This window comes from Agrobacterium sp. El2ro-1b, from assembly GCF_048298475.1.
In the GTDB taxonomy this organism is placed as follows: Bacteria; Pseudomonadota; Alphaproteobacteria; order Rhizobiales; family Rhizobiaceae; genus Agrobacterium; species Agrobacterium fabrum.
Map to the genome: position 1 here is coordinate 937,627 of NZ_CP103459.1, position 23,936 is coordinate 961,562.

The 23,936-nt window shown below is 59.5% G+C and carries 20 protein-coding genes and 1 pseudogene; 9 read left to right on the forward strand and 12 right to left on the reverse strand.

All coding sequences use genetic code 11. The features are described 5' to 3' along the window. Positions 1–40: 40 nt before the first annotated feature. Genes NYR50_RS18515 through NYR50_RS18530 form a run of 4 tightly spaced genes read right to left on the reverse strand, consistent with a single transcriptional unit; the run spans position 41 to position 4,466 of the window. Positions 41–1,312, reverse strand: a complete 1,272-nt coding sequence (locus NYR50_RS18515) for an ABC transporter substrate-binding protein (protein WP_092734265.1) — start codon at positions 1,310–1,312, stop codon at positions 41–43. 22 nt (positions 1,313–1,334) lie between these two features. Next, positions 1,335–2,408, reverse strand: coding sequence for a Gfo/Idh/MocA family protein (locus NYR50_RS18520; RefSeq protein ID WP_174010921.1), 1,074 nt, complete (start codon positions 2,406–2,408; stop codon positions 1,335–1,337). Next, on the reverse strand, positions 2,405–3,421 hold the full coding sequence (locus NYR50_RS18525) for a Gfo/Idh/MocA family protein (protein ID WP_174010919.1): 1,017 nt from the start codon (positions 3,419–3,421) through the stop codon (positions 2,405–2,407). Before NYR50_RS18525 ends, NYR50_RS18520 begins: the two co-directional genes overlap by 4 nt. Continuing rightward, positions 3,414–4,466, reverse strand: coding sequence for a Gfo/Idh/MocA family protein (locus tag NYR50_RS18530; protein WP_418137793.1), 1,053 nt, complete (start codon positions 4,464–4,466; stop codon positions 3,414–3,416). Before NYR50_RS18530 ends, NYR50_RS18525 begins: the two co-directional genes overlap by 8 nt. A 103-nt stretch (positions 4,467–4,569) precedes the next feature. Here NYR50_RS18530 and NYR50_RS18535 point away from each other — a divergent pair, with 103 nt between their 5' ends. Next, a complete protein-coding gene (locus tag NYR50_RS18535; protein WP_174010915.1) occupies positions 4,570–5,283 on the forward strand; it encodes a GntR family transcriptional regulator in 714 nt (237 codons plus the stop codon). 31 nt (positions 5,284–5,314) lie between these two features. After that, the gene (locus NYR50_RS18540; protein ID WP_418137794.1) at positions 5,315–6,232 is read left to right on the forward strand and encodes an SMP-30/gluconolactonase/LRE family protein; all 918 of its coding nucleotides are present in this window, start codon (positions 5,315–5,317) and stop codon (positions 6,230–6,232) included. Positions 6,233–6,606: 374 nt separating this feature from the next. Here the strand turns inward: NYR50_RS18540 and NYR50_RS18545 are convergent. Together NYR50_RS18545 and NYR50_RS18550 are read right to left on the reverse strand one after the other, a co-directional pair. Further along, positions 6,607–6,789, reverse strand: a pseudogene (locus NYR50_RS18545) (hypothetical protein); the annotation flags it as partial. Positions 6,790–6,827: 38 nt separating this feature from the next. Further along, positions 6,828–8,156 carry an NAD(P)/FAD-dependent oxidoreductase gene (locus NYR50_RS18550; RefSeq protein WP_174010911.1) on the reverse strand — a complete coding sequence of 443 codons (1,329 nt, stop codon included), beginning with the start codon at positions 8,154–8,156 and terminating at the stop codon, positions 6,828–6,830. Between the two features lie 185 nt (positions 8,157–8,341). Here NYR50_RS18550 and NYR50_RS18555 point away from each other — a divergent pair, with 185 nt between their 5' ends. Beyond that, entirely contained in the window at positions 8,342–9,286 is a 945-nt protein-coding gene (locus tag NYR50_RS18555) for a LysR substrate-binding domain-containing protein (RefSeq protein ID WP_418137795.1), read from the forward strand. Between the two features lie 173 nt (positions 9,287–9,459). On the opposite strand, the gene NYR50_RS18560 is transcribed toward NYR50_RS18555, so the two are convergent. Next, positions 9,460–10,977 (reverse strand): ABC transporter substrate-binding protein, encoded by a 1,518-nt coding sequence (locus tag NYR50_RS18560; RefSeq protein ID WP_418137796.1) that lies wholly within the window; start codon positions 10,975–10,977, stop codon positions 9,460–9,462. Positions 10,978–11,259: 282 nt separating this feature from the next. Here NYR50_RS18560 and NYR50_RS18565 point away from each other — a divergent pair, with 282 nt between their 5' ends. The 4 genes from NYR50_RS18565 (at position 11,260) to NYR50_RS18580 (ending at position 15,133) form a co-directional block, all read left to right on the forward strand. Then, positions 11,260–12,147, forward strand: a complete 888-nt coding sequence (locus NYR50_RS18565) for a LysR substrate-binding domain-containing protein (RefSeq protein ID WP_418137797.1) — start codon at positions 11,260–11,262, stop codon at positions 12,145–12,147. A 118-nt stretch (positions 12,148–12,265) separates the two neighbouring features. Next, positions 12,266–13,381 (forward strand): NAD(P)/FAD-dependent oxidoreductase, encoded by a 1,116-nt coding sequence (locus NYR50_RS18570; RefSeq protein WP_418137798.1) that lies wholly within the window; start codon positions 12,266–12,268, stop codon positions 13,379–13,381. Continuing rightward, on the forward strand, positions 13,362–13,670 hold the full coding sequence (locus NYR50_RS18575; RefSeq protein ID WP_418137799.1) for a (2Fe-2S)-binding protein: 309 nt from the start codon (positions 13,362–13,364) through the stop codon (positions 13,668–13,670). Before NYR50_RS18570 ends, NYR50_RS18575 begins: the two co-directional genes overlap by 20 nt. Beyond that, positions 13,667–15,133 (forward strand): FAD-dependent oxidoreductase, encoded by a 1,467-nt coding sequence (locus NYR50_RS18580; protein WP_418137800.1) that lies wholly within the window; start codon positions 13,667–13,669, stop codon positions 15,131–15,133. The genes NYR50_RS18575 and NYR50_RS18580 overlap by 4 nt, the downstream gene beginning before the upstream one ends. 23 nt (positions 15,134–15,156) lie before the next feature. On the opposite strand, the gene NYR50_RS18585 is transcribed toward NYR50_RS18580, so the two are convergent. Genes NYR50_RS18585 through NYR50_RS18595 form a run of 3 tightly spaced genes read right to left on the reverse strand, consistent with a single transcriptional unit; the run spans position 15,157 to position 18,732 of the window. Then, on the reverse strand, positions 15,157–16,614 hold the full coding sequence (locus NYR50_RS18585) for an aldehyde dehydrogenase family protein (RefSeq protein WP_418137801.1): 1,458 nt from the start codon (positions 16,612–16,614) through the stop codon (positions 15,157–15,159). A gap of 17 nt (positions 16,615–16,631) precedes the next feature. Continuing rightward, on the reverse strand, positions 16,632–17,576 hold the full coding sequence (locus NYR50_RS18590) for an ornithine cyclodeaminase family protein (RefSeq protein WP_418137802.1): 945 nt from the start codon (positions 17,574–17,576) through the stop codon (positions 16,632–16,634). Between the two features lie 10 nt (positions 17,577–17,586). Further along, positions 17,587–18,732: a DSD1 family PLP-dependent enzyme gene (locus NYR50_RS18595; RefSeq protein ID WP_418137803.1), complete on the reverse strand. Its 1,146-nt coding sequence runs from the start codon at positions 18,730–18,732 to the stop codon at positions 17,587–17,589. Between the two features lie 131 nt (positions 18,733–18,863). On the opposite strand from NYR50_RS18595, the gene NYR50_RS18600 reads away from it, so the two are divergent. Next, positions 18,864–20,345: an NAD(P)/FAD-dependent oxidoreductase gene (locus NYR50_RS18600; RefSeq protein WP_418137804.1), complete on the forward strand. Its 1,482-nt coding sequence runs from the start codon at positions 18,864–18,866 to the stop codon at positions 20,343–20,345. A 439-nt stretch (positions 20,346–20,784) separates the two neighbouring features. On the opposite strand, the gene NYR50_RS18605 is transcribed toward NYR50_RS18600, so the two are convergent. Then, positions 20,785–21,708, reverse strand: coding sequence for an SDR family NAD(P)-dependent oxidoreductase (locus NYR50_RS18605; protein ID WP_418137805.1), 924 nt, complete (start codon positions 21,706–21,708; stop codon positions 20,785–20,787). Between the two features lie 62 nt (positions 21,709–21,770). Between NYR50_RS18605 and NYR50_RS18610 the strand changes: the two genes are divergently transcribed. After that, on the forward strand, positions 21,771–22,715 hold the full coding sequence (locus NYR50_RS18610) for a LysR family transcriptional regulator (RefSeq protein WP_418137806.1): 945 nt from the start codon (positions 21,771–21,773) through the stop codon (positions 22,713–22,715). 207 nt (positions 22,716–22,922) lie between these two features. Here NYR50_RS18610 and NYR50_RS18615 read toward each other — a convergent pair whose 3' ends face one another. Then, complete coding sequence (locus NYR50_RS18615; RefSeq protein WP_418137807.1) at positions 22,923–23,909, reverse strand: AraC family transcriptional regulator; 987 nt, start codon at positions 23,907–23,909, stop codon at positions 22,923–22,925. Positions 23,910–23,936: the final 27 nt, after the last annotated feature.

A 23,936-nucleotide genomic window follows, 5' to 3' on the forward strand; every position in this document is an offset into this window, starting at 1 on the left:
CCGGCGCGGCGCGGCATGCGCCACGCCGGAAGGCGATGGATCACTTCGCCTGTTTCAACGCTTCCTCAAGGTCCGTCTTCGCGCGGGCCATGGCTTCATCAACGGTGCTTTCACCGACGATGGCCTGCGTGATGCGCTGGACGGAGATGTTGAACATGGCGCGGTTGTTCTTGTAGCCCTGATAGGCATAGGCAATCGGGCTGAGGCTGGGGATCTGGTCCAGCCAGGCATTCATGGCCTTCTGCGTCGCAGGCGTTGCACCGGTATAGGTCACGCCCTTGTCAGCCACGGACTTGTTGGCCGGAACGTTGCGGGTGCGAACCGTGAAGTCGAGATAATTCTCGTCCTGCGCCATGAAGTTCAGGATATCGGCAACGATCTTCGGGTTCTTGGTCTGCTTGAAGCCGACGATGCCGGTACCACCAGGCATGCCGGTGCAGGCGGCGCCACCACAAGGCTGCGGCACGACTTCCCAGTCGAACGCATCACCCACCTGGCTGTCGAAACGCGCGGTCTGCCAGCTGCCGGAATAATAATAGACCAGCTGGCCGTTGATGAATTCCTGGGCGGCGTCCCGATAGGTATTGCCGCCCTGCCCGGCCCAGACGTCACGCGCCATGGTGCCGTCCTTGTTCCATTCGACGAATTTCTTCACGAAAGTGGTGAAGCCTTCATCGACCAGGATGGGCTTGCCATCAGCGTCGAAAATCTTCGCGCCGTAGGAAATGGCCGGGCCGGCAATACGGTGGCCGGAGCGGTCGATTGCCATCGGATAAGGTGTGCCGGTCGCCTTGGCAACGGCATTGGCGGCCTTCGCCCAATCGTCCAGCGTCGCATCCTTGCCGGGTACGGCCACATTGGCCTGATCGAACAGGGTGCGATTGATAAAGGCACCGGTGATGGTGAGCTGGGTATGCATGCCGTAGATGCCCTTGTCGTCAGGGCCGCTGCGGTACCATTTCAGCACGTTCGAGAAATTGTCTTCCCAATATTTCGCGTCCACATAGGGCGTGAGATCGAGATAATAGCGGTTGAGACCACCAAGGTCGGTCACCGTCGCGAAATCCGGGCCGCTGCCGCCGGCGAGCTGAACGGGCAGGCCTTCCAGCAGTGCCTTGTAGGGCACGACGTCGGTGACGATCTTGACGTCCGGATGCTGCTTTTCGTAACGCGCGAGAATGTCCTTGAGGATTTCGCAGCCGTTTCCGTCATAAGCGCAGGTAAAGCGCACTTCCTGGGCCGCCTGGGCTACGCCTGCAAAGGACGCCGCGCCCAGGGCGAGCGCCAATGCCATGCTGTATTTTCTGGTCATCTGGTTTCCTCCCGTTAGATGATTATGCGTTGGCGGATGCGCGCGGGGCCCACCCCTTGATCCACTCGCCTTCGGCAGCGTCGGACAGGCGAACCGGCTTTCCTTCCCGGACCGAGCGATAGATGGCGGTGACGAGTTCGATGGACTGCAAGCCGTCATTAACAGTCACTTCCTTGCCGCCACGTCCTTCCATCGCGTCGGCAATGGCTTCGACAAAACCGGCAAAGCCGTTTTCGCCATCGGCCACACCTGCCAGAACGGCGTCGATCTGGTCCTGCGTCGTCGGTGCACGCGCGATGAAGCGCCATGTGTCTTCAGCCGGGCGATAGGGCAAGGTGCCGCTTTCGGCGGTGAAACCTTCAAAGCAGAAGCGCAGGCGCGAGGTGTCTTCGGCCGCGCCGAGTGTAACAGAACTCGTCGCCAGGGCACCGCTTTTCATGCGGAAGCTGAGGGCTGCGCAGTCTTCGGTTTCGATCGTGTTGACGCGCGTGTCGGCCATGGCAAACACTTCATCGATCGGGCCGAGAATGTGGCAGAGAAGATCATGGGCGTGGATGGCGTGGCCGAGGATTGCGCCGCCGCACTCGCCCTTCCACGTACCGCGCCACGGAATGTCGTAATAGCTGGCGCCACGGTTCCAGTGAACTTCCGAGCTCGCGACGAAGGCCTTGCCGGCAAGACCGGCGTCGATCAACGCGCGCAACTGCCGCATGGCCTGTCCGAAACGGTACTGGAAGACCGGAAACACGCCACGGCCGGTCTTCTTGACGGATTCGATCAGCGCATTTGCTTCCTCGAGCGAACGGACGAGCGGCTTTTCGCAAACCACGTCCTTGCCCGCCGCATGCGCCTTCAGCGTCACGGGGAAATGCAGGTGCGGCGGCAGGCAGACGTCGATGAGCTGGATGCTCTCATCGGCCAGAACCTCGTCGAGAGCGGTGGTCAGGCGGATGGAGGTATCGTCGCCGGCAACGGAGCGGGCGCGCTCCAGATCGAGATCGCAGATCGCCTTGACGACGAAGCGCTTCGGCAGGGCCCGATAACCGCTCAGATGCTGGGCGCCGATGCCGGCGCCAATGATGGCAACACCGATCATTTCAAAGCTCCCTCAGCCTTGGCCTGTGCCTGCAGCGACAGGTCGCAGACCTTGAAGACGTGTTCCTGCGTCATCGCCGTTTCCGTGCGGTTACGGATGTCGTCGCACACAAGACCGAAATACGGCAGGCCCGCACCGGAAGCGTCGATATATTCGCAGCGATCGCCATTCACGAGAACGAGGCGGTCGGTGCCTTCGCTATTGCCGACATCGACATATTTACGCAGTTCGATGTAACCTTCGGTGCCGAGGATGGTCAGGCGGCCGTCACCCCAGGTCGGCAACGCATCCGGCGTATACCAGTCAACGCGGATATAGCCGTGGCCCTTGTCGCCGCGCAGCACAACTTCGCCGAAATCCTGAAGGCCCGGATCGTGAGGGTTGGCATAATTGGCAACCGTGGCGGACACGATCTCGACCTCGGTCGAACCCGTAAAGAACATGAACTGATCGATCTGGTGGCTGGCGATATCGGTGAGGATGCCGCCGTAAGCTTCGCGCTCGAAGAACCATGTCGGACGGATCTGGCGGTTCAGACGATGCGGGCCGAGGCCGACAGTCTGGATGACGCGGCCGATGGCGCCCTGCGCGACGAGTTCAGCCGCCTTGGTCACGCTTGGAACTTCAAACCGCTCGGAGAAATCGACGGTCCAGATGCGCTTGGTCTTTGCCACGGTCTGGCGAAGGCGATCAAGCTGTTCGAAGGTGGTGCAGCCGGGCTTGTCGGACATGACATCCTTGCCGGCTTCCATGGCGGCAATCGCGAGATCGGCACGCTTGGACGGAATATCGGCGATCACAACGAGATCGATACTGCCATCGGCCAGAAGCGCCTCTTTCGATGCTGCACGCGGCACATCCGGGAAGCGCTTGACGAAGCCTTCCACGACATCCGGTTCACCTTCGGTCCACCAGCCGGCGAATTCCGCGCCAGCATCCAGCAGGTTCTGGGCCATGCCGAAAATGTGCCGGTGCTCTATGCCAAGAGCGACGAACTTGATTGCTTTAGTCATCCTGCAGTTCCACTTCCTTGCCGGTATCGGCCGAGTTGATGATCGCGTCGATCAATCTGTGAGACAAAAGAGCCGCTTCACCGGTGACGACCGGCGAGCGTCCTGAAGAGATGGCGTCTGCGAAATCCTCGAAGACGCCCTGATGCCATTCATGCGTGAAAGCCATGGGGTCGGCGCCGCCGCCCGTACCGGAGGCCGCGCCACCGAAGGTCTCCTGCCGGCCGTCGCGCCAGTCGACATGCAACAGGCCCGAGGCAAGCCGCAGGCTGGCATTGTCGAAGTGGAGCAGGATCGATTCCGCCGCACCGGGAAAACTTGCCGTGCTCGCCACCAGAGAACCGACGGCGCCATTCCTGAAGCGCAGGCCGGCGGAAACATAATCTTCGGTTTCCATACGGTGAAAACGCGTCGTTGCCGCCATGGCCTGAACGCGGGCGACAGGGCCCGTCAGGCTCAATGCCAGATCGATCGTATGGATTGCCTGGGAGATCAGGACACCGCCACCGTCGCGTGCCAGCGTGCCGCGGCCGGGCTCGTCATAATAGGATTGCGCACGCCACCATGGCACGCAAATTTCGCAGAGACCGAGCGCTCCGAGCGTACCACCGTCGACGAGTTCACGGGCTTTTTGCGATGCCGCCCGCATGCGGTGCTGGAAGATGATGCCGAGCGTAACGCCCGCGTCGCGACAGAGGGCGACGAGACCATCGGCTTCCTCAGTGTTACGGGCGACGGGCTTTTCCATCAGAATGTGTTTGCCGGCTTTCGCGAGCTGTCCGACGATATCGATGCGGGCATTTGGCGGCGTCGCGATGATCGCGAAATCGACATCCGCATCGCGCGCTGCGTCTTCGATCGAAGAATAAACCGCAACTTCATATCCGGCGTGTTTCGACGCTTCGGCAGCCAGCGCCTTGGCGCGGCCGGAACCGCCATCGACGATACCCTTCAGACGAATTTTTTCCGGACTAGCCGCACAGGCGAGCACATGCGTCTTCGCCACCATTCCGGCACCAACGATGACGCAGGTCTTGATATTTTGCATTTCGGGAGCCTCCTTCCCAATGCGCGATCAATTGCATACCGGTATGCCGGTTGTCAACAGACTTGTGTTCCGGTATACCGGTTTTGAAAACGCTGGAGGGTATATGCCGAAAATTCCCGTGACAGGCGGCACCGTGCCGACGATGGAGCGACTGGATCTCAACCGTCCGGTGGTTGACCAGATCTATGCCGCGCTGAAATCCGCCATCCTTTCGCGGGAGTTTTTTCCCGGCCAGGCGGTCTCGGAAAACGAGATCGGACAATCCTTCAGTTCCAGCCGGACGCCGGTGCGCGAGGCGCTCAGCCGGCTGAGAGATGACGGCCTGATCGTCACCCTGCCAAGCCGCGGCACCTATGTTTCGAAATTATCGGAAAAGCACATCCGCAGTGCGCAGTTCATCCGCGAGGCGCTGGAGGTGGCTGCCGTTGGCAGGTTGTGCCAGATCGGCATTACGCCGGAAGCCGAACAGGAGATCGAACACGCCCTGAGCGGCCAGCGTGCGGCCATGCACAGGGGAGACCGGAAGGCCTTCCGGGTGCATGACGACCAGTTCCACAGCGCGCTTGCGGCCGCGACGGGACTGGAAAGACTGGAGACCCTGCTGATCCGCGAAAAATCCGGACTGGACCGCTTGCGTGCGCTCGCCATTACCGACGAGGCGCATATGGCGCGGCTGCTTTCCGAACATGAGGCGGTGTACGGCGCGGTCAAGGCCGGGAACGAGACCCTCGCGGCCGAAGAACTACGCAAGCACCTGAGGCGCGTCCTCGGCATTCTCTCGCAGGTCTTCGCGAACCATCAGGACTATTTCGAATAGGCTGCGGCATCATTTCAACGGTTTGAGCATCATGAATACGGCAAATCCCGAACAAGCCCTTGCCATGTCGCAGGCAAAACTTCTGTGCGACACGATGAGCACGCTGGCGGAATCCCCTGTTTGGGACGAGCGGCGGCAGGTGCTTTTCTGGTGCGATATCCTCGGCAAGACGGTGCGGTCCGCAGCACTTGAGCCCGGCCGATATCGCGAATGGCCGCTTCCTCACACGGTGTCGAGCCTCGGGCTTTGTGAAAATGGCGATCTCGTCGTCGCCTGTGGCATGGATATCGTCATCCTCGATCCCGATAGCGGCAGGACGCGTCTCCTCCACTCCATTCCGGCGCCGGAGGGCATTCCCTGCCGGCTTAATGATGGCCGTGTCGGCCCCGATGGCGCTTTCTGGGTGGGAACCATGCACAATGTTCCGCTCTCAGACATGAAGCCTTACGGCGAACTCTGGCGGATCACCGCAACGAGCGCCAAGCGCATGCAGACGGGGCTGACATGCCCGAACGGTCTGGCTTTCTCCCCTGACGGTTGTATCATGTGGCAGAGCGATTCCGTGCAGAAATGGATACGCAGACGCAACTTCGACAGGGTAAACGGCCTGTTCGACGAGGGTGTGCTGGTAGCTCAGATGACGGAAGAAACCGGACGGCCCGATGGCGGCTGCCTCGACAGCAGCGGCACCTATTACAGTGCGGGCGTTTCTGCCGGCATGTTGAATGTCTTCGCCGAAGATGGCGGTAAACAAACCGCCGCGATAAAGATGCCCGTGCCGCACCCGACAATGCCCTGCTTCGGCGGACCCGATTTCAGCACTCTTTTCGTCACCTCGCACCGCCACAACATGTCGACAGAGCGGCTCGAACAGGCACCTTTCTCGGGCGGCGTGTGGATGATCCCAACACAGACAAAAGGATTTGCACCCTTCAGATTTGAAGGGTGACGCTGGCCGTCCAACCCGTGCCGGGTTGAGGTTCGGCCTATTTCGCCACGACGAGCGCGGTTCTCATCTGTCGGATAATTGCAGAACGTCCATTTGAAACCGCCGACACCCGCCTGATAGGTGATCTTCGGGTTGGAGAAAGCCGCGTTCTCCTTTTTGCATGTCTGCGAACGCGGCTCCCCCCGGCGAATATCGCAAGACACAGGCGGGTCCCACGGCAGCTGACGGAATTCGCTCCCTGGCATGGTGCTGCCCGGTCCTGAACGTCATGCTTTCACCAGTTGGATCAAGCCTCGTCGCCATTTCCAGCCCTTTCACAGACCGGTTGTACGCGCGTCTCAAAATGATGGATTATTCTCGAAAATAAAACCTTTTCAGCGTGTTACGAATCCGTAGCGCGACCGGCGGCTCGTTTGTTCCGGAGGAACAATATCAGGCTTTTCTCCGCACGGCACGATCGCTCTTGCAGTCGTGTTGATCGACCCTTGGATGCTATCGCGATCGTTCGCGTGACGTGAGATCAGGATCTCGAGTTCATCCGACAGGCCAATGAGGCCGGATACCACGTCAAACCGAATTGTCTGAAGGCGACAACTCATATTCCGCCGGGAGCGCCGAGGCTGGACCCGTCGAAGAAGCGGGAGTAGCGATAGGGGCGGGGATCGGAGATCGGCACATCGCCGGTGATGATGTCAGCCGCCAGGTGGCCGGCCGCTGGCCCCAGGCCAAAGCCGTGCCCACTGAGACCGGCTGCCACGAAAAACCCCGGCAGGGACGGCACTTGAGAAATCACCGGCATGGCATCAGGCATCGTATCGATCCAGGCACCCCAAGCCTCCGCGACTTCCACATTCTTGAGTGCCGGATAAATCGCTTTCGCTTGCGCAACGGTCGCTTGAACCATTTTTGCATTGGGAGCGGGATCCAGCACACGGATGCGTTCGAATGGAGAGATGGAATCGAAATTCCAGCGCGTAAGCGCTTCCGGTCCCTCAAAGAATGAGCGGCCCATACGAATACGCAGAGCCTTCATGTGTTTTTGGAACATGGGAAGGAACTGGATCGCGTAGCGAAGGCCCTGCGGTGTGATCTCGACAGTCCCGCGTCCACTAAGGGCCATCGTGTAGCTGCCATCCAGACGGCGGGTCAGTGTGACTTCAGGGTTGTAAAAACCGCCCTTGACGATGTCGGCGGTTGGCTTCGTCCGCAGCGTCGTCTGGCGAACGCCTGCCTGCGGTAAATCTATTCCATGCCGCCGGCAGAACATGGAAGCCCAGGCGCCTCCTGAACACAGAACCATATCAGCACGGATCAGGCCTTTCTCGGTGATAACGCCCGACACCCGGCCGCCGCTGATATCGAGGCCGCGTGCGGCACAATCCTGATGAATAACAGCACCATTCTGCCGGGCGCCCTGCGCCAGTACGGGCGCGGCGCGGGCAGGCTCCGCCTTGCCGTCGGTCGGAGAATACACGCCGCCAATCCAGTTCCTGGTGCTGCCGGGGGTCATTTCTCGTGCTTGCGCGGCGGTGAGCATGTGGGTTTCGAAGTCGAACCGGCGCGCCACCTCACGCCACCTGTCCCATTGCTCCACGTCGGCCGGGCGGGTGGACGCATAGACCAATCCGTTACGACGAAAGCCCAGATCCTCGCCGATCTCTTCGCCGAGACGATCCCAGAGTTGCATGCCCTTCATGGCAAGCGGCAGTTCGCGAGCGTCGCGGTTTTGCTGCCGGCACCAGCCCCAGTTGCGGCCGGATTGTTCGCCTCCGATCCAGCCTTTTTCGACCAGTGCGACCTTGTATTTGCGTTTGGACAGAAAATAGGCAGCCGCGCTTCCGACAATGCCGCCGCCAATCACGACGACATCAACTCTTTCCGGAAGCCGTTGATCGCTTTGAATTCTGTGAATTGTGGGGCTCATTATCCTACCGCTCCAAATCAGTCTGGGGTCGATGCAAAATCAAACTGCGCGCCGAGTTCGGAGAGAGGGAACATGGAAGTCATCAGTCATGGCTTTGTGATCCTGCGAATGAAGCACCGATTGTAGCCAACCTGACCTTCAGATGCTATTTAACAGCCTTTCATGTTGTATTAAGATCGACCTTCATGATCACATCTCAGGACCTCGAATTTTTTCGCATCGTCAGCACCGCCCCATCATTGGCAGCGGCGGCGCGGGCGCTCGACGTGACGCCATCGGCGGTGACGCAGCGGTTACAGCAATTGGAGCAACGGCTGGGTGTACGGCTCCTGGAGCGTACCAGCCGTCGACTGCACCTGACCGAAGAGGGCCAGTTGTTGGCGCAACGCGGCGTCGAAATCCTCACCAATATGGAGGAGATGACCGAACAGCTGCTGGAGCGTCGCCAGGTCGTGACGGGGCATTTGCAGGTGGCCGCGCCCTTTGGTTTTGGCAGGCTTTACATTGCGCCTGCGATGGCGCAGTTGCGGGAGCAGCACCCTGAGGTCAAACTCACTTTGTCACTGTTTGAGGATCCCGTCAGCCTGCGCAGCGATGCCTGGAACGTATTGATCCATGTTGGGCCGCTGACGGACTCCAGCCTTATCGTCCATCGGCTTGCGCCCAACCGCCGTATCCTCTGCGCCGCGCCGTCGTATCTTGAGCGACATGGTGTGCCCGATCGGCCAGAAACCTTGAACCAGCACGCCTGCGCCGTTATTCGGGAAGACCACGCCGATGTAACATTGTGGCGGTTCAGCCATCAGAAAAAGCCGCCATTGACCTTGCGAATCCAGCCGGCGATGAGCAGCAATGATGGCGAGGTTATCAAGCAATGGGCGCTCGCGGGACTTGGCATCATCATACGTTCGGAATGGGACGTTGCGGAGGATTTGCGGAGGGGGCGTCTTGTGGCGTTATTGCCGGACTGGCAACTGCCGGATGCGGACGTCGTGGCACTGCTGGATGCCCGTAGTGGGCGCGTTGCACGCACGGTCTGTTTCCTGCAGATATTGAAGCAGCAGTTTCAACCTGTGCCGTGGCGAACTCAGCACGAGAATCATTCCGCTCCGGCATTAATCCCCGGATGAATTCCCTGTAGCATTGATGTCCATGCGCAATGCAGTTCGAGCACCAATCGCTCTCTTGGTCCGGAATGGTGGAGGAGCGTCAAGCATCAGAACCGCCGGCGCAAGGCCGTGCGGTTCCAACACCCGATTGGCCCCCGCATCAAGAAAGCGGCGGGCTGACTTCATAAGCCGGATCAGTCGACCGACAGGGTAGAAGTAAGCGTAAAATAGTTCAGCGGGTGCGTTTTGTAGTTTTTAACCTTTGAATTATACGCGTCATAAGCCGTCTCGTTAACGAGGAATACGGTAACAGCCTGGGCCTGAATTGTTTGTGCGACCTCACGATAAAGAGCGGTACGCGCTGCCGGGTCGTTAAGCTTGTAGATTTCTTTCAGCTTGACCTCCGTTTCAGGCGAGCAATAGTGAGACATATTGTAGCTGCCTTCACAGCTATAATCTGCATTCAGATAGCCCGCAGGCTCCGCCGCATCGACAAGGTAGCCACGCGACAAGAGCATCATATCGTAATTGCCGGAAAGCACGTCGCGCTCGACGGCGTTATATTCGGCGGCTTTTATTTTTATCTCAATTCCAATGGCGCCAAGCTGTTCTTGGATAATTGCCGCAACATCCTTGAACTCGGTGCGGCTGGTGTAGGCGATGAGTTCGAGCTTGACCGTTCCAGGCTTGACACCAGCCTCGGCGAGAAGTGCTTTAGCCTTTTCCACATCGTAGGGAAGGCTGGTTTCCCGTAACGCCCACGGATCGGTCGCTGCAAACGGACCGATTGCAGGTTTCACCGCGCCTTCGTAGATAGTGTCTGCGATGCCCGCTGTATCGATTGCCGCCTGGATTGCTTGGCGGACTTTGACGTTATCAAACGGAGCCCTCTTGTTGTTCATCAGCATCATGGTTATGCGCGGTGCATTCAAAGCCTCGATCTTGACGCCGGGCGTGTTCTTCAACTTTCCGACCACAAGCGGCGGAACCAGACGGATAAGATCGGCTTCACCGGTCCTGATCTGTAGAACGCGGCTATTCGCATCGGGTATGAATTTGATTTCCGCGCCATCAAGCTTGGGCTTGCCGCCCCAGTAATTGTCATTGCGCTTGACGACCATTCCCTGCAACGGGTCGACCTCGGTAATGATGAAGGGACCAGTGCAGGTGCCCATGGGATTTATCTTGCCGTCTTTATATCCAGATGGTGAAAGGATGGAGGTCGCAGCGCTGGCCATTTGCAGCGGCAGCAGGAAGGACGGTTCGTTGGTGGTAATACGAACGACGTTATCAGTCACCGCTTCGACCGATTTGATCTGCTTGGGCGAAAACGCGCGGGCCGGAACGGATGCTTTCAAAAGATTATTGAGAGCGTTGGCGACTTTAGCGGCATTGAGCGGCTGGCCGTCTTGAAATTTCACGTTCGCCCGGAGCGTAAAATCCCAGGACGCCGGGGTCGTTTGCGTCCAGGACGTCGCGAGCCAAGGCTGCAACTTATTTTCGTAGTCGGTGATGGTTAGCCCCTCATAACATCCCGCACGTGTTCCAAGATTAGAATCATCGGAGGACATGAGCCAATCCGTCCGGACGTTCCAGTAATCGACCACTCGGATAGTTTTGGGACCGACGTTCTCGGCAGCAACTCCACTCGATATCGCCGCTCCACAAAGAGCGACGGTCAGCGCACGGAGATATTTGTTCCCTATTTTCATTGTTCCGTTCCCTTTTTTAATTATGTGTTAGCTTCAAAGCGTCTACCGCCTGCCCAAATCGCAATGCCCTGATTGTCGATGTTTCAGGCTCTTCCTCCAAACGCTCATTTTGGGGAAAAAATTAATGTTGTCGGCAATGATGGTGCTACGGAAATTTAAGCATCGATAAACTCTACCCGCTCCATCATTAAGGCGCCATTTAGCAGGCATTGATGTTGCGTTAAGTTATACCTGCATCATTCGCGTGCGATCCGAAGAAGCTGAGGCCCGGGAAAGACAGAAATGGCCATACAACCAAGACAGGTGGAGGCATTTCGCGCCGTCATGATGACCGGCAGCATGACCGCTGCAGCCGAGATGCTGTGCATCACTCAACCGGCCGTCAGCCGTCTGATCCGGGATTTCGAAACCCAATTGGCGTTGCGTCTTTTCGAAAGGCGGGGATATCAGTCCGTCCCTACGCCAGACGCCATCACTTTGTTCGAAGAAGTCGAGCGTTCGTTTGTCGGTCTTTCGCGCATTTCGGATTTAGCCAAGGCCATAAAGGCGAATCTGGCCGGCACATTGCGCATAACCGCCATGCCTGTATTGATGGGCGGCGCGCTACCCCGTTTCGTGGCTCGCTTCATGAGCGACAGGCCGAACATTCACGTTTCCCTCGCAGGTCTTCCGTCACATCTGGTCATCGAAGCGGTAACGGCGGGCCAGGCGGATCTGGGCTATGCAGACGGGCCGCTCGACCAGCCAGGTCTCGACATCGACACGATAAATGTTGCGGCCGTCGTTATCATGCCCGAGCACCACCGCCTTGCCGGCAGCCCGGTAATAAGCGCGGCCGATCTTGCCGGAGAGGCTATCGTCGGCATGGGAATGCATACACTTTTCCGCTCTTGGGTCGATGCGGCCCTGACAAACGTGTCCTATCGGATTGTCGTGGAGGCAACGCTCGCGCAAATCGCCTGCATACTCGTGAGCGAGGGCGTCGGGATCAGCATCGTCAGCCCATATGCTGCCGAGGAATTTCTCCAACGTGGCCTGATCGCCAAGCCGTTCACACCCCGCATCGAGGCCGGCTTCGTTTCGATCCGTCCGCGACAACGACCGGCCGCTGCCCTTGCCAGCGCCTTCCATGCCGAGTTTTTGGCGCATGCCCGTAAATGGCATTCCTGAATGACGTGGTGCCTCCGGTCGAGCTGGCATCACATTTAGACATAGATGCATGCCTGAATGAAAATTGACCTTATGTCTCCATGGTGCCACCTTTCAAGCGACTAGCTTGGATTGGAACATGATTGAGCCGGATGTTTTAGTTGTCGGCGGCGGCCTTGTCGGTGCCAGTATCGCCTGGGGTTTGGCGAAGGCGAGATTGCGGGTCGCAGTCCTTGATGAGGGTGATGTCGCATTCCGCGCCGCAAGGGCGAATTTCGGCCACGTCTGGGTTCATGGCAAGGGCGTGGGCAAATCAGAATATTCAAACTGGACGCAAGCGTCCGCCTTGTCGTGGCCACTGCTTTCCGACGAATTGAAGCGAGAAACGGGGATCGATCCCGGCTTTACCAGACCGGGAGGGTTTTCCCTGCATTTGTCGGAAGCTGAATTGCAGCGCCGCATCGATAATATGGAGACGCTGCTGAACCAATCCGGCATCGAGCGCTATCCCTACGAGATACTGGATCATCGGCAGACAAAGGCCCATCTGCCCGCAATCGGGCGCGATGTGGCGGGATCCACCTATTGCGAGCTCGACGGCCATGTAAATCCTCTGCGCCTGTATCGCTCCCTCCACACTGGCCTTCGCAACTACGGCGCTGCGTATCTGTCCAATCATATCGTTGATCGGATCACCCACCGGAACGGCGCATTCACGGTTGGGGGGGCTTGGGGTTCCATGACCGCAGGACGTGTCGTTCTTGCAGCAGGGCTTGGCAACAGCCGATTGGCGCCCATGGTCGGCCTCAACGTCCCGCTTGTTCCGAACCGCGGACAAATCATCGTGACGGAGAAAGTCATGCCTTTTCTGCACCATCCGGTTGCGACCATCCGGCAAACGGATGAGGGCGGGGTGATCATCGGCGAGAGCAAGGAAGCGACGATGGATCACTTGCGGCCCCGCGCCGAGGTAACCACCGTATTGGCGGATCGCGCCACACGCATGTTCCCGATCCTCGGTGAACTTAACGTGGTGCGCATATGGGCTGCCTTCCGGGTCATCACCCCCGATGGTTTCCCGATCTACGAACAGTCACGCCTCTGTCCGGGGGCTTTTGCCGTGTCGTGTCATTCCGGAGTAACCCTTGCCGCCGGCCATGCCTTCACCGTCGCCGATCATATTGCACGTGGCGTCTTGCCATCCGCCCTCTCCCTCTTTTCCTCGGAGCGCTTCGATGTTTCGGCGACTGCCTGATCACCACGGTGAAATTGTCACCCTCACCTTCGATGACAAGCCTTTCACTGCGATGCGCGGCGATAGTCTTGCCGCAGCCCTTCTCGCCGCCGGCGTCACATACCTCCGGACGACACCCGTTTCGGGAGCGGAACGCGGACCCTATTGCATGATGGGCGTTTGCTTCGAATGCCTCGTGACGGTCAATGGCAGAAGCAACCGGCAAGCCTGCCTGGTAGCGGTGGAGGAAGACATGCGGGTCGAAACGCAGCGCGGAAAAGCGTCACATCCGGAAAGGACAGGCAGATGACCGTAGAATATGTGACGGGCGTTTCAGACCTCGAGGAGGTCTACGATCTCGTGATCGTCGGAGCGGGACCGGCCGGGCTCAGCGCTGCGACCACAGCATCCGCATTCGGCTTAAAGATACTGCTTTGCGATGAGAATGCGACCCCGGGTGGCCAGATTTATCGCGGCATCAGCGAAGCAAGTGCGGCCGCGAAAGCGCGCCTCGGTGCTGACTATGCGGCTGGTGCGGCGATAGCCGCCCGATTCCTGAGTTCACCCTCGTCCTATGCGCCGCGAACCACCGTGTGGAGCATTGCCCCTCATGAAACCGGGGAGCAAAGACAATCCGGCCTTGAACTGGGCCTGTCGCTCGCGGGCGCGGCGCGATTGATCACCGCACGTCGGGTGATCCTGGCGACCGGTGCGCTGGAGCGCCCGTTTCCAATTCCCGGTTGGACGCTACCCGGGGTCATGACGATCGGCGCGGCCCAGATCGCGCTGAAAACCGCAGCGCTCGTCCCGAATGGACGCACCATCATCGCCGGGACCGGCCCACTTCTCTATCTCCTCGCATCCCAGTTGATCGATGCCGGTTCGGCCATCAAGGTGGTGATCGATACAACGCCGAAGGACAATCACAGACAGGCCCTTGCCCATGCGTTCGATTTCGCGCGATCGGCCTATGGGGCGAAAGGCCTGAAACTGCTCGCAGCGGTTCATCGATACAGCCGCGTCATTCGCAACGTCAAGCGGCTCGCGGCGGAAGGAAACGGCCGTCTGGAAGAGGTGACCGTCACCCATTCCGGAGGGACGGAGCGTTTTCCGGCGGACCTTCTGCTGTTGCACCAGGGCGTCGTGCCCAATCTCAATCTATCACTCGCGGCAGGCTGCGACTATGCGTGGGATGACAGCAGGGCGACGTTTGAGCCGGACATTGACGAATGGTGCGAAACATCGATGCCCGGTATTTCCATTGCTGGAGATGCCGGCAGGATCGTTGGTGCGGTTGCCTCCGCATTGCAGGGTGAAATTGCCGGGCTGGCAGCCGTCTGGCGCTTGGGCAGGCTCGCAGCTATGGAGCGGGACGACCGTGCGGCCGCGGTTCGCGCAAGGCTTCAAGGGGCGCTTCGCGGCCGCGCCTTCATCGACAGGCTTTACAAGCCAAGCGCGGCTTTCCGCGTGCCGGAAAAGCCTGACACGATCGTCTGCCGGTGCGAAGAGGTCACGGCCGGCAGCATACGGGAGGCCGCTTCCCTCGGGGTACCCGGTCCCAATCAGATGAAGGCGTTCCTGCGCTGCGGGATGGGACCTTGCCAGGGCCGTCTCTGCGGACTGACGGTGACGGAGATCATCGCCGGGGAACGCGTGATTTCCCCGGCCGAGGTCGGCTACTACAGGCTTCGGCCGCCTATCAAGCCTCTCGCGCTCAAGGAACTTGCGGCGTTGCCAAAAACAGATGTGGGGATAAAAGCCGTGACCGGTTAGTGGAGAAGCAGGTTTGACTGGGTTCAGGGATAGAAACCCAGGATCGACTTGATCTCCAGATATTCTTCCATGCCCTCTGTTCCATATTCCCGGCCGTTGCCGGATTGCTTGTATCCACCAAAAGGCGCGTTGGGGTCCCACGCTGGATAATTGAGATGCACCTGTCCAGATCGGATCTGCTCCGCCACCATTCGCACAGTTTGAAGGTCCGTCCCCTGAACATGGGCTCCCAGACCGTAGACCGTGTCGTTTGCGATCTCTATCGCCTCTTCGAGCGTATCGTAAGAAATTATGGACAAGACGGGTCCGAAGATTTCCTGCTGGGCAATTTGCATTTTCGTATCTACGTCTGAAAAGATCGTCGGCTGCACGTAAAAGCCGGTATCCAGGCCGTCGGGTCTGCCGGTCCCTCCGACGACAAGTTTGGCGCCCTCATCTATGCCGATCGATATCATCCGCTGAATCCGGTCAAACTGCGCGCGGTTCGCGACCGGGCCGTGTGTGGTACGCTCCGATAACGGGTCGCCCACAACTATTTCCAGAGCCGCTGCCGATGCCAGTTCCTCGATGTGCTTCTGGTGCGAGCGCGGCACGATCATGCGGGTCGGCGCGCTGCAGGACTGCCCCAGATTTCGAAACGCTGCAGCGACGCCCAAAGGCACGGCCCGCGTCATATCCGCATCCGCAAGGATGATGTTCGGCGATTTTCCGCCGAGTTCCTGTGCCACCCGTTTTACTGTCGGAGCCGCCGCCTGTGCGACCAAAATGCCGGCTCTGGTCGAGCCGGTGATGGAAATCATGTCCACATCGGGATGTGCGGACAAGCCAGCGCCGACAATGGTGCCTTCGCCGTTGACGAGGTTGAAAACGCCAGGCGGAAAGCCGGCATCTTCGACGATTTCGGCAAACAGCAACGCACTAAGGGGCGAAAGCTCGCTCGGCTTCAAAACCACCGTGCATCCCGCCGCCAAAGCGGGGCCGACCTTCGCGGTTATCTGGTACAACGGCCAGTTCCACGGTGTGATCAATCCGCATACGCCGATCGGCTCGCGGAGGATCGCCGTATGACCCCGTTGCGAAAGAAACGAATAGTTGGCCGCATTGTCGCGAGCCACCTTGATATGTTCGGCAGCAAGGGGAACTTGAACGCTTCGCGCATAATTGATCGCCGCACCCATTTCCATCGTCAAAGCTTGCGCCAGAAGTTCTAATCTCTGTTGCATCAGCTGATGGACGCGATTGAGAAGTTCCGCCCGGTCTGCCGGACCGGTTCGAGCCCAGTCGAGGAAAGCGCCTCTTGCGGCTGCAACAGCGAGCGCAACGTCTTCTTCATTGCCGAGCGCTATTTCCGCAAATTCCAGCTCGGTGGCAGGATTAGTGACGGCGACCCTGTCTGAGCCGCTGGGAAGGACCCATTTGCCATCGATGTAAAACTTCTTTAGCCGTCCGGATTGTTGCAGGTGCTGAAGAGGTGATGTCATCGGCCGCGATCCTCCTTTCAATTGTCCGCTGAGAGCGGCGTTTCATGTGTGCCGCGTTTGGCAAGCAAGTGGCGGGCGATGTAAAGATCCTGCAACGACAAACCGGAACTGTCGAAGATGGTGATGGCACTATCGGAGGAACGGCCCGGCCGACGCCCCGCCAGCACATCGCCCAGTGCCGTGACCTCCAGATCGGCCGCAGCATGCTGGAATTCGCCGATGCTGCGCGCCTGTTCGGGAAGATCGCAGAACAGGTCGCCGCGGGCAAACAGCGCCGGCGGTAATTCCTGTTTGCCGCGGGCATCGGAACCCATGCTGGCGACATGCGTTCCAGGTCGGACCCAGTCAGCTTCGAACAATGGCGCCCGTGACGATGTCGCAGTAACGATGATGTCCGCTTCCGCGCAAGCATTTTGCGGTGCAGCCACCTCGGCATTCAAGCCATGTTGGCGCAATGCGGATCGCATCTCTTCAGCCTGTTCGCCATTGCGTGCAACGATCATCACACGGCGAAGAGAGCGCACACGCGCCAAAGCCATGCATTCGTAGCGCGCTTGATGACCCGCGCCGAAGATCGCAAGCGTTTCGGCATCCCGGCGCGCCAGTTTGTCGGCCGCAACAGCATCGGCGGCGGCGGTGCGGTAGGCATTGACTGTGCCCGCCTCCATCGCCATGCCGATCCGTCCGGTGTCTTGATCGAACAGCAGGATAAGCGAATTATGCCGACTGAGGCCAAGGTCTCGGTTTCCCGGCCAGTAAGAGCCGACTTTCAGCCCGGCCAACTCTACTGTTGCGGCTGCCTTGACCGAAAAGCGGTTGTCGGTCGAAGAGCCATGGCCGAGTACGACTGGAAAAGACGCGGTCGCTCCGTCGCAAGCCGCGATCAGCGCTTCCCATGCAGCGGTAAAGGCCAGATCATGCGTTACAAGCGTTGCGGATTCTTCTTCGGATATGAACAGCATAGCAAACTCCTTACCAGCCGCTGAAGCGGGGCCACTGGGCAAGCGTCGTGGAGCCGTCAGCTGGCAGCACCGTATAGCTGGCGAATTGCGCACCTGTGGCGCAGGCGTGATTGGGCAAAATGCGTAGCTGGGTTCCAAGCGGAAGATTTGGCAAGCGTGCCGAGCTTCCAGGCCTCAGAGCCAGAATACCATGCTCCTGGTTCGCGGATTTAACGATCAGATCGTCAATCACATCGCCATGAATGTCACAAACGACGCCATATGCCTGGTCGACCGCCTGGCTCGCCGTGCCGCGATCGCGCGACAGGGCCATCCAGCCGGCATCCACAATAATCCAGCCGCGTTCCTTCTGATAGCCGATCACAGTCGTCAGCACGGAAAGCGCGATATCGTCCAAGCTGCAGACGCCGATGCCAGCCATAACGAGATCAAAAAAGACATATACCCCGGCCCTGACTTCCGTGACGCCGGACAGATCACGGGCGAAGTGGGCTGTCGGCGTCGAACCGACACTGACCGTCGGACAAGGCAGTCCTGCGGCTCTCAAGGCTTCCGCCGCAGTAACGGCAGCCAGGCGCTCGCGCTCCGCGAAGGCCGCCAGCGCTTCGGCACCCACCACGCCATAGCTTTCGCCGGCGTGAGTAACGACGCCGCGCAGCACAGCGCCTTCCTCGTGCAAGATACGGCCAATATCGATCAAGGCGGGATCGTCCGGCTTCAAACCCGCGCGGTGACCATCCGAGTCAATCTCAATCAACGCCGGGATGCCATCTTTCGCCCGGCGGGAGGCCTCAACCACGGCTCTTGCTTGTTCGGGCGTGTCCAGCACGACGGAAAGATCGCAGCCGCCAGCACGAAGCGCAAGCACCCGGTCCAGTTTTTGCGGCCCGATGCCGACGGCATAGAGGATATCCCGCACGCCTGCCGACGCGAAAACTTCCGCCTCCTTCAGGGTCGAGACGGTAGCCGGACCGTTGCCGCTCGAGAGGATACGCTTCGCGGCATCGACCGATTTCACCGTCTTGAGGTGCGGACGTATCGAGACGTTCAAACTGTCGAGGTGCCGCTGCAATCTGGAGATGTTCCGCAACATGCGTGCTTCGTCAACAATGAGGCTAGGGGTGGAAATCTTACTGATCGCGTCGGCGTTTGTCATAACTGCAGGTCCTTCAACTGGGGAGACTGTAGCCCATACGACATTCACCTGCTATTTAATGGCTCTACATATTGTATTAAGTTGGAGCTTCATCAACTGCTCGCTGGGCAGTCACGCGACTGCATGCGGCTGTGGACGAGGGCGCCCGCAACCCGAGAAGAAGAAATGATGCGCGTTCGCCCGCACTCTTTAGGCCCGCCTCCAACCGCAAAACAGAGCATTCCACTGAAATTGTACGAAAAAGAGCAGGGAAATCTGTCTGGCAAAAACATACTGGTGTTTCCAGCGATGTGAGACACATGATGCAGCTGAAAGCACCCTTTTTCTCGGACAATGCCACCGACCTTCCCTTCTGGTGGGAGGAGGCGCGCCCGTCGCCCGTCCAGACCGATGATCTTCCGTCGTCTACCGAGGTAGCGATCGTCGGTGCTGGCTTCACCGGCCTTAACGCAGCTCTTGTCCTTGCGCGGGCTGGCAAGCAGGTCAGCGTGTTTGAAGCGGACGAGCCAGGCTATGGCGCGTCGTCGCGAAACGGCGGCTTCCTCGGCCCCGGCTGGGCCTTCTTCGACACCGGAATGCAGTACGGCGCTGACACGGCGCGGCAAATCGTCGAGGAAAGCATCCATTCGCTCCACCACGTCAAGGATGTCGTCGCGATGGAGAAGATCGACTGCGATCTCAAGGAGGTCGGATATTTCAAAGGCGCTATGACGCCTCGGGTCTATGACGCCATCGGTCGCAACATGGACCGCATTCGCAAGATCATCGCCTGCAACGCCCATATGGTGCCGCGCTCCGAGCAGCACAAGGAGATTGGCTCCGACCTTTATCACGGCGGCGTCGCCATGCCCGGCTATTGCGGCATCCATCCGGCCAAGTATGTGAAAGGCCTTGCCGAGGCCGCCAAGCGTCTGGGCGTAAAAATCTACAGCAATGCGCGCGTTTCAGACCTGGAGAGAAAAAACGGGGGATTTTCCTTCAAAGTCGGCTCGCGGACAATTGCGGCGCAACAGATCCTGCTTGCTGCGAACGGCTATAGTGGCTCGCTTCTGCCACACCTGAAGCGCCGTATCATTCCGGTGGGAAGCGGCCTGATCGCAACCGAACAACTGCCCGTGGAGGTCATGGACCGCCTGATGCCCAAGCGGCAGATGCTGGCTGGTAGCCAGCGCGTCGTCACCTACTACCGCCCCTCCCCCGACGGCACACGCATCGTCTTCGGCGGTCGGGTTCTCAACATGAGCGGCACCCACGAAAGCGCCGTTGCGAATGCCAAATATATTCGCAGCCTTCTGCTGGCGGTGTTCCCCGAACTGGAATCGGCGAAGATTACCAACTACTGGCATGGCCAGCTCGGCTTCACTTTCGACCATCTGCCGCACGTGCAGACGATCGACGGAATGTATTTCGCCGGCGGGTACAACGGGACGGGCGTTGCCCGTGCAAGCTGGCTCGGAAGCAGGGTCGCCTACGAAATGCTCGGCTCCGATCTTGGGAAAACTGTCTATCGCAATCTCCCCTTCGACGGGCGTCGGTTTTACAACGGCAAGCCTTATTTCCTTCCTTTGGCCGTCTGGTATTACGGCATGCTGGACAAATGGGATCAGCGATAACGCCGGTTACTCCTTTCGACGATCTCGCTTGAAGCCACGCCGCGATGATCGCCCGCAACATGCTTCGTATGAATTCCCGTTGAGCAGCGCGAACCGCCGTCATCCACCAGCAGAGCCTTCCTTACTGCCCTTCCAGTTGATGTACGCTGATAAAGCAGGGCCGTCCCGCAAGTCGCAGCGACAGGTTAACCGAGATCGGAGGCTGTCAGGATATTCATGTTGCGACGCGATTTGGCGTAGACCTTCTATGCCGTGGCATAGGTGGCCGTGCGCATCGTGTCGAAAGAGGATAGGCACTGGGCTTCCGACATGCTCATGGCGTGTCCCCGCTCGGCGCGCCGTACCGTCTTCCAGTGGCAGCCAAGGTTGGATTACGCTAGCAGCGCGACGCACAGGCACCACCCTGCCCGGCCGTTGAGGTCCGACAGGGTGGCCCGGCTTACAGCGGCGATGAGACCATCCGCGTCGCCATCTCCCACAGACGAAAGGCATTATCCGCATCGACCGCGTATCTTGCGACGCCCTTGAATGGTCCCGCTCCGCGTTCATCGATGACATCGGCTTCCTGGCAGTCATCGAAATATCTTCCGGAAATGCCTTCCACGAGCGGCGACCCCGCAAGCAGCACCGAAGTGGCTGCCCCTTGCTCTATTGTCTTGCGCAGATGCTCGGGCGTCCGCAGGCCGCCTGTGTGTTTCTGAAGTCCGGTTGCTATCGCTCCGGGGTTGAGAGCATTCGACGTGATACCGTCGCACGCCCACGCCTGCGTAATGCCGACGGACATTAGGATGCAGGCCGTCTTAGACTGCCCGTAGGCCAGCAGCGGATCGTATGGAATGAAGCGGAAATCCGGATCGTCCCAGAACACCGGCGCGAACAGGCTGCCGGTCGAGGCGACGTTGACGACGCGTGCGCCGTTCGCCTTCGCCAGATGCGGCCGCAAGCCGAGCGCGAGAGCGAAATGTCCAAGGTAGTTCGTGGCGAACTGCATTTCCCGCCCTTCCGCAGTTCTCTGCAGTTCCGGAATGGCCATGACACCCGCGTTGTTGACGAGGATGTGCAGAGGGTCGTTCCAGCTCTCGACGAATTCTCGGACCGACGACGGATCGGCGAGATCCAGCCGACGAACGCGCAGGCGAGCCTCGGGCATCGCCCGCTTCAACTCGCCGACAGCTCTCTCGGCCTCGTCCGGCCGGCGAGCCGCGATCGTCACGGCCGCGCCTGCGGCGGCGAGAGCGCGGCTGGCCTCCAGCCCGATGCCCCCTGCTCCTCCGGTCACGATGACGTTCAGGCCGGCCAGCTCGACACCCGCGAGGACATCGGCGGCGGTTGACGAAAACCCGAACGGGATGGGTGAAGTCATGGTCATTCTCCTTCAGACATTCGACTTGTCCCGAAGATAACAACGTGGCATTCGTGAACTAGATGACGAACGCTACACGCAATGATGAGTTAATTCGAACAGTCGGCTCGCTCCCTCCTGGCGAACTTGCGGCCTTCCTTGCGGTTGCCGAGCACGGAGGGTTTCGTGCGGCTGCGAGGACGCTTGACCAGACGGCGTCGGCGCTCAGTCACGCGGTGGCCGGACTGGAGAGGCGTCTCAAGGTGAAGCTCTTTCACCGCTCGACGCGGAACGTGTCGCTGACAGAGCCAGGCCGACGACTTGCGGCGCGGCTCTTGCCGGCACTTGGAGAAATAGGTCTAGCGGTCGAGGAGCTTCACGAACAGGCCGCATCGCCGTCCGGGCTCGTGCGGATCAACTGCGACGCCAACGCCGCCGAACAGGTTCTGATGCCGCTGCTGACCCGCTTCATGAAGCTTCAGCCGGCAATGCGCTTCGAACTTAAGTCAGAGGGTAGATTGGTCGATATCGCGGAAGGCGGCTTTGACTGCGGCGTCCGGGCGGCGGAACTCGTTCCCGGTGATATGGTGGCGATCCCGATTGGCCCGGACCAGCAGCACATCGTCGTGGCCTCGCCTGCCTATCTGGATGCATCACCGCCTGTGAGGACTCCATCCGATCTTGCACGACATCAGTGCATTCAATTACGGATGGCCAGCGGGGCAATCTACAGGTGGGAGTTTCAGCGACGCGGCGAGAACATCATCGTGCCGACCTCTGGCAATCTCGTTGTCGACCAGTCCCGGCTTCTCATGACAGCTGCTCTTTCTGACTGCGGCCTGGCATATGTAACGCGTTGGCTGGCGGCGGAAGCGCTCGCCGACGGGAGCCTCCGCCAAGTGCTTGCCGACTGGACGCCGCCTTATCCAGGTCTCTGCTTGTACTATCCGCGGCATCGCCATCTTGGAGCCGGGATGCGTGCGTTTCTCGACTTTTTGAAACTCCAATCATCAGACCCAAGCCATTGACGAGAGATCAGAACAAACGCGCCGGCTGAAACAGGAGCCACTCATCGGATTTCACGCAGAGAATGTCGGATCTGCCCAAAGCAAATGATCGGTATGAGGGTCGACCGCGGAATGTCCGTTTTAGGATATGTCCTTGGGATTTTACGAGGCTGGAACGTGGTCATCGACGGTGAGGCCTGATTGAGGGCGACTGGCGTCGCCGAAGATCTAACGCGCCGATCTGATACTGACCGGGGGAACTCCGAATTGAGCTTTGAATGCCCGGCTGAATGCGGCCTCGGATTCGTATCCCACCTGTCTTGCGACGTCGCTCACACGCGCATTGGCCTCACGAAGCAGGCTATGCGCAAGGGTAAGCCGCCAGCGGTTTTGGTACGACAACGGCGCTTCCTTGACCAGAAAAGAGAACCTTTCGGCGAAGGATGATCGAGACATTCCGACCTCACTCGCGAGATCGGCCACGCTCCATCGGCGGAACGGTTCGTCATGAATGGCTTTAAGGGCGCGGCTGATACGGGGATCCGCCAAAGCGCCCACCCATCCAGTATCTCCGGGATTCCTGGTCTGCGCCCAAGTACGGATGACGCGGATGATCAGCACGTCAATGAGGCGGGAGATCATCACCGAGGAGCCAGGATGCACCGTCTGGGCTTCCATCATCATGAAATGCGCCAGCCCCTCGAGCCATCCGCCGGTTTGACCACCCGACTTTTCGATGTGGATCACCGCCGGCAACGCTGAGACGACCCATGGCACGGTCGCGCTTTCGAAGTGGAATACCCCGGCAATAACCTTGGTCGGCTCACCGTCGCCGCCGTGGCGGAGGCCCAGCCGCTCGGTCGTGAATTGCGCATCCATCAGGTCGCGAGCATTCACTGCCGGCGCATCGCTGCCATCGCTGAGGATATGCCCCACACCCCGTGGCAGCATGAGCAGGTCACCGGCAATCGCCTTTACCGAGGGTTCACTCCCCATCTGGGCGATCAGGCTTCCCTCCAGCACGACGAAGAAGTAGGCCGAGCCGGGCTCGAAACGCAGTGCCCATGGATGGGTCAGATCCGCAGAGAACACGAGTTCGCCCTGCAGCCTCAGCAACTCGAGCATCTGCGACAAAAGATCAACCCGAGAGGCGAGCATGCCCTCAGAAGCCGACGATCGGGCATGTGTTGCGGGGCTTCGATCATGGTCTTCCATCGCAATAATCCGTAGGTTTTGGGTGTC

Excerpts from the sequence above, each read along its gene's own strand:
- NYR50_RS18515 (WP_092734265.1), bottom strand. The coding sequence starts at position 1,312 with ATGACCAGAAAATACAGCATGGCATTGGCGCTCGCCCTGGGCGCGGCG.
- NYR50_RS18520 (WP_174010921.1), bottom strand. The coding sequence starts at position 2,408 with ATGATCGGTGTTGCCATCATTGGCGCCGGCATCGGCGCCCAGCATCTG.
- NYR50_RS18525 (WP_174010919.1), bottom strand. The coding sequence starts at position 3,421 with ATGACTAAAGCAATCAAGTTCGTCGCTCTTGGCATAGAGCACCGGCAC.
- NYR50_RS18530 (WP_418137793.1), bottom strand. The coding sequence starts at position 4,466 with ATGCAAAATATCAAGACCTGCGTCATCGTTGGTGCCGGAATGGTGGCG.
- NYR50_RS18535 (WP_174010915.1), top strand. The coding sequence starts at position 4,570 with ATGCCGAAAATTCCCGTGACAGGCGGCACCGTGCCGACGATGGAGCGA.
- NYR50_RS18540 (WP_418137794.1), top strand. The coding sequence starts at position 5,315 with ATGAATACGGCAAATCCCGAACAAGCCCTTGCCATGTCGCAGGCAAAA.
- NYR50_RS18550 (WP_174010911.1), bottom strand. The coding sequence starts at position 8,156 with ATGAGCCCCACAATTCACAGAATTCAAAGCGATCAACGGCTTCCGGAA.
- NYR50_RS18555 (WP_418137795.1), top strand. The coding sequence starts at position 8,342 with ATGATCACATCTCAGGACCTCGAATTTTTTCGCATCGTCAGCACCGCC.
- NYR50_RS18560 (WP_418137796.1), bottom strand. The coding sequence starts at position 10,977 with ATGAAAATAGGGAACAAATATCTCCGTGCGCTGACCGTCGCTCTTTGT.
- NYR50_RS18565 (WP_418137797.1), top strand. The coding sequence starts at position 11,260 with ATGGCCATACAACCAAGACAGGTGGAGGCATTTCGCGCCGTCATGATG.
- NYR50_RS18570 (WP_418137798.1), top strand. The coding sequence starts at position 12,266 with ATGATTGAGCCGGATGTTTTAGTTGTCGGCGGCGGCCTTGTCGGTGCC.
- NYR50_RS18575 (WP_418137799.1), top strand. The coding sequence starts at position 13,362 with ATGTTTCGGCGACTGCCTGATCACCACGGTGAAATTGTCACCCTCACC.
- NYR50_RS18580 (WP_418137800.1), top strand. The coding sequence starts at position 13,667 with ATGACCGTAGAATATGTGACGGGCGTTTCAGACCTCGAGGAGGTCTAC.
- NYR50_RS18585 (WP_418137801.1), bottom strand. The coding sequence starts at position 16,614 with ATGACATCACCTCTTCAGCACCTGCAACAATCCGGACGGCTAAAGAAG.
- NYR50_RS18590 (WP_418137802.1), bottom strand. The coding sequence starts at position 17,576 with ATGCTGTTCATATCCGAAGAAGAATCCGCAACGCTTGTAACGCATGAT.
- NYR50_RS18595 (WP_418137803.1), bottom strand. The coding sequence starts at position 18,732 with ATGACAAACGCCGACGCGATCAGTAAGATTTCCACCCCTAGCCTCATT.
- NYR50_RS18605 (WP_418137805.1), bottom strand. The coding sequence starts at position 21,708 with ATGACTTCACCCATCCCGTTCGGGTTTTCGTCAACCGCCGCCGATGTC.
- NYR50_RS18610 (WP_418137806.1), top strand. The coding sequence starts at position 21,771 with ATGACGAACGCTACACGCAATGATGAGTTAATTCGAACAGTCGGCTCG.
- NYR50_RS18615 (WP_418137807.1), bottom strand. The coding sequence starts at position 23,909 with ATGGAAGACCATGATCGAAGCCCCGCAACACATGCCCGATCGTCGGCT.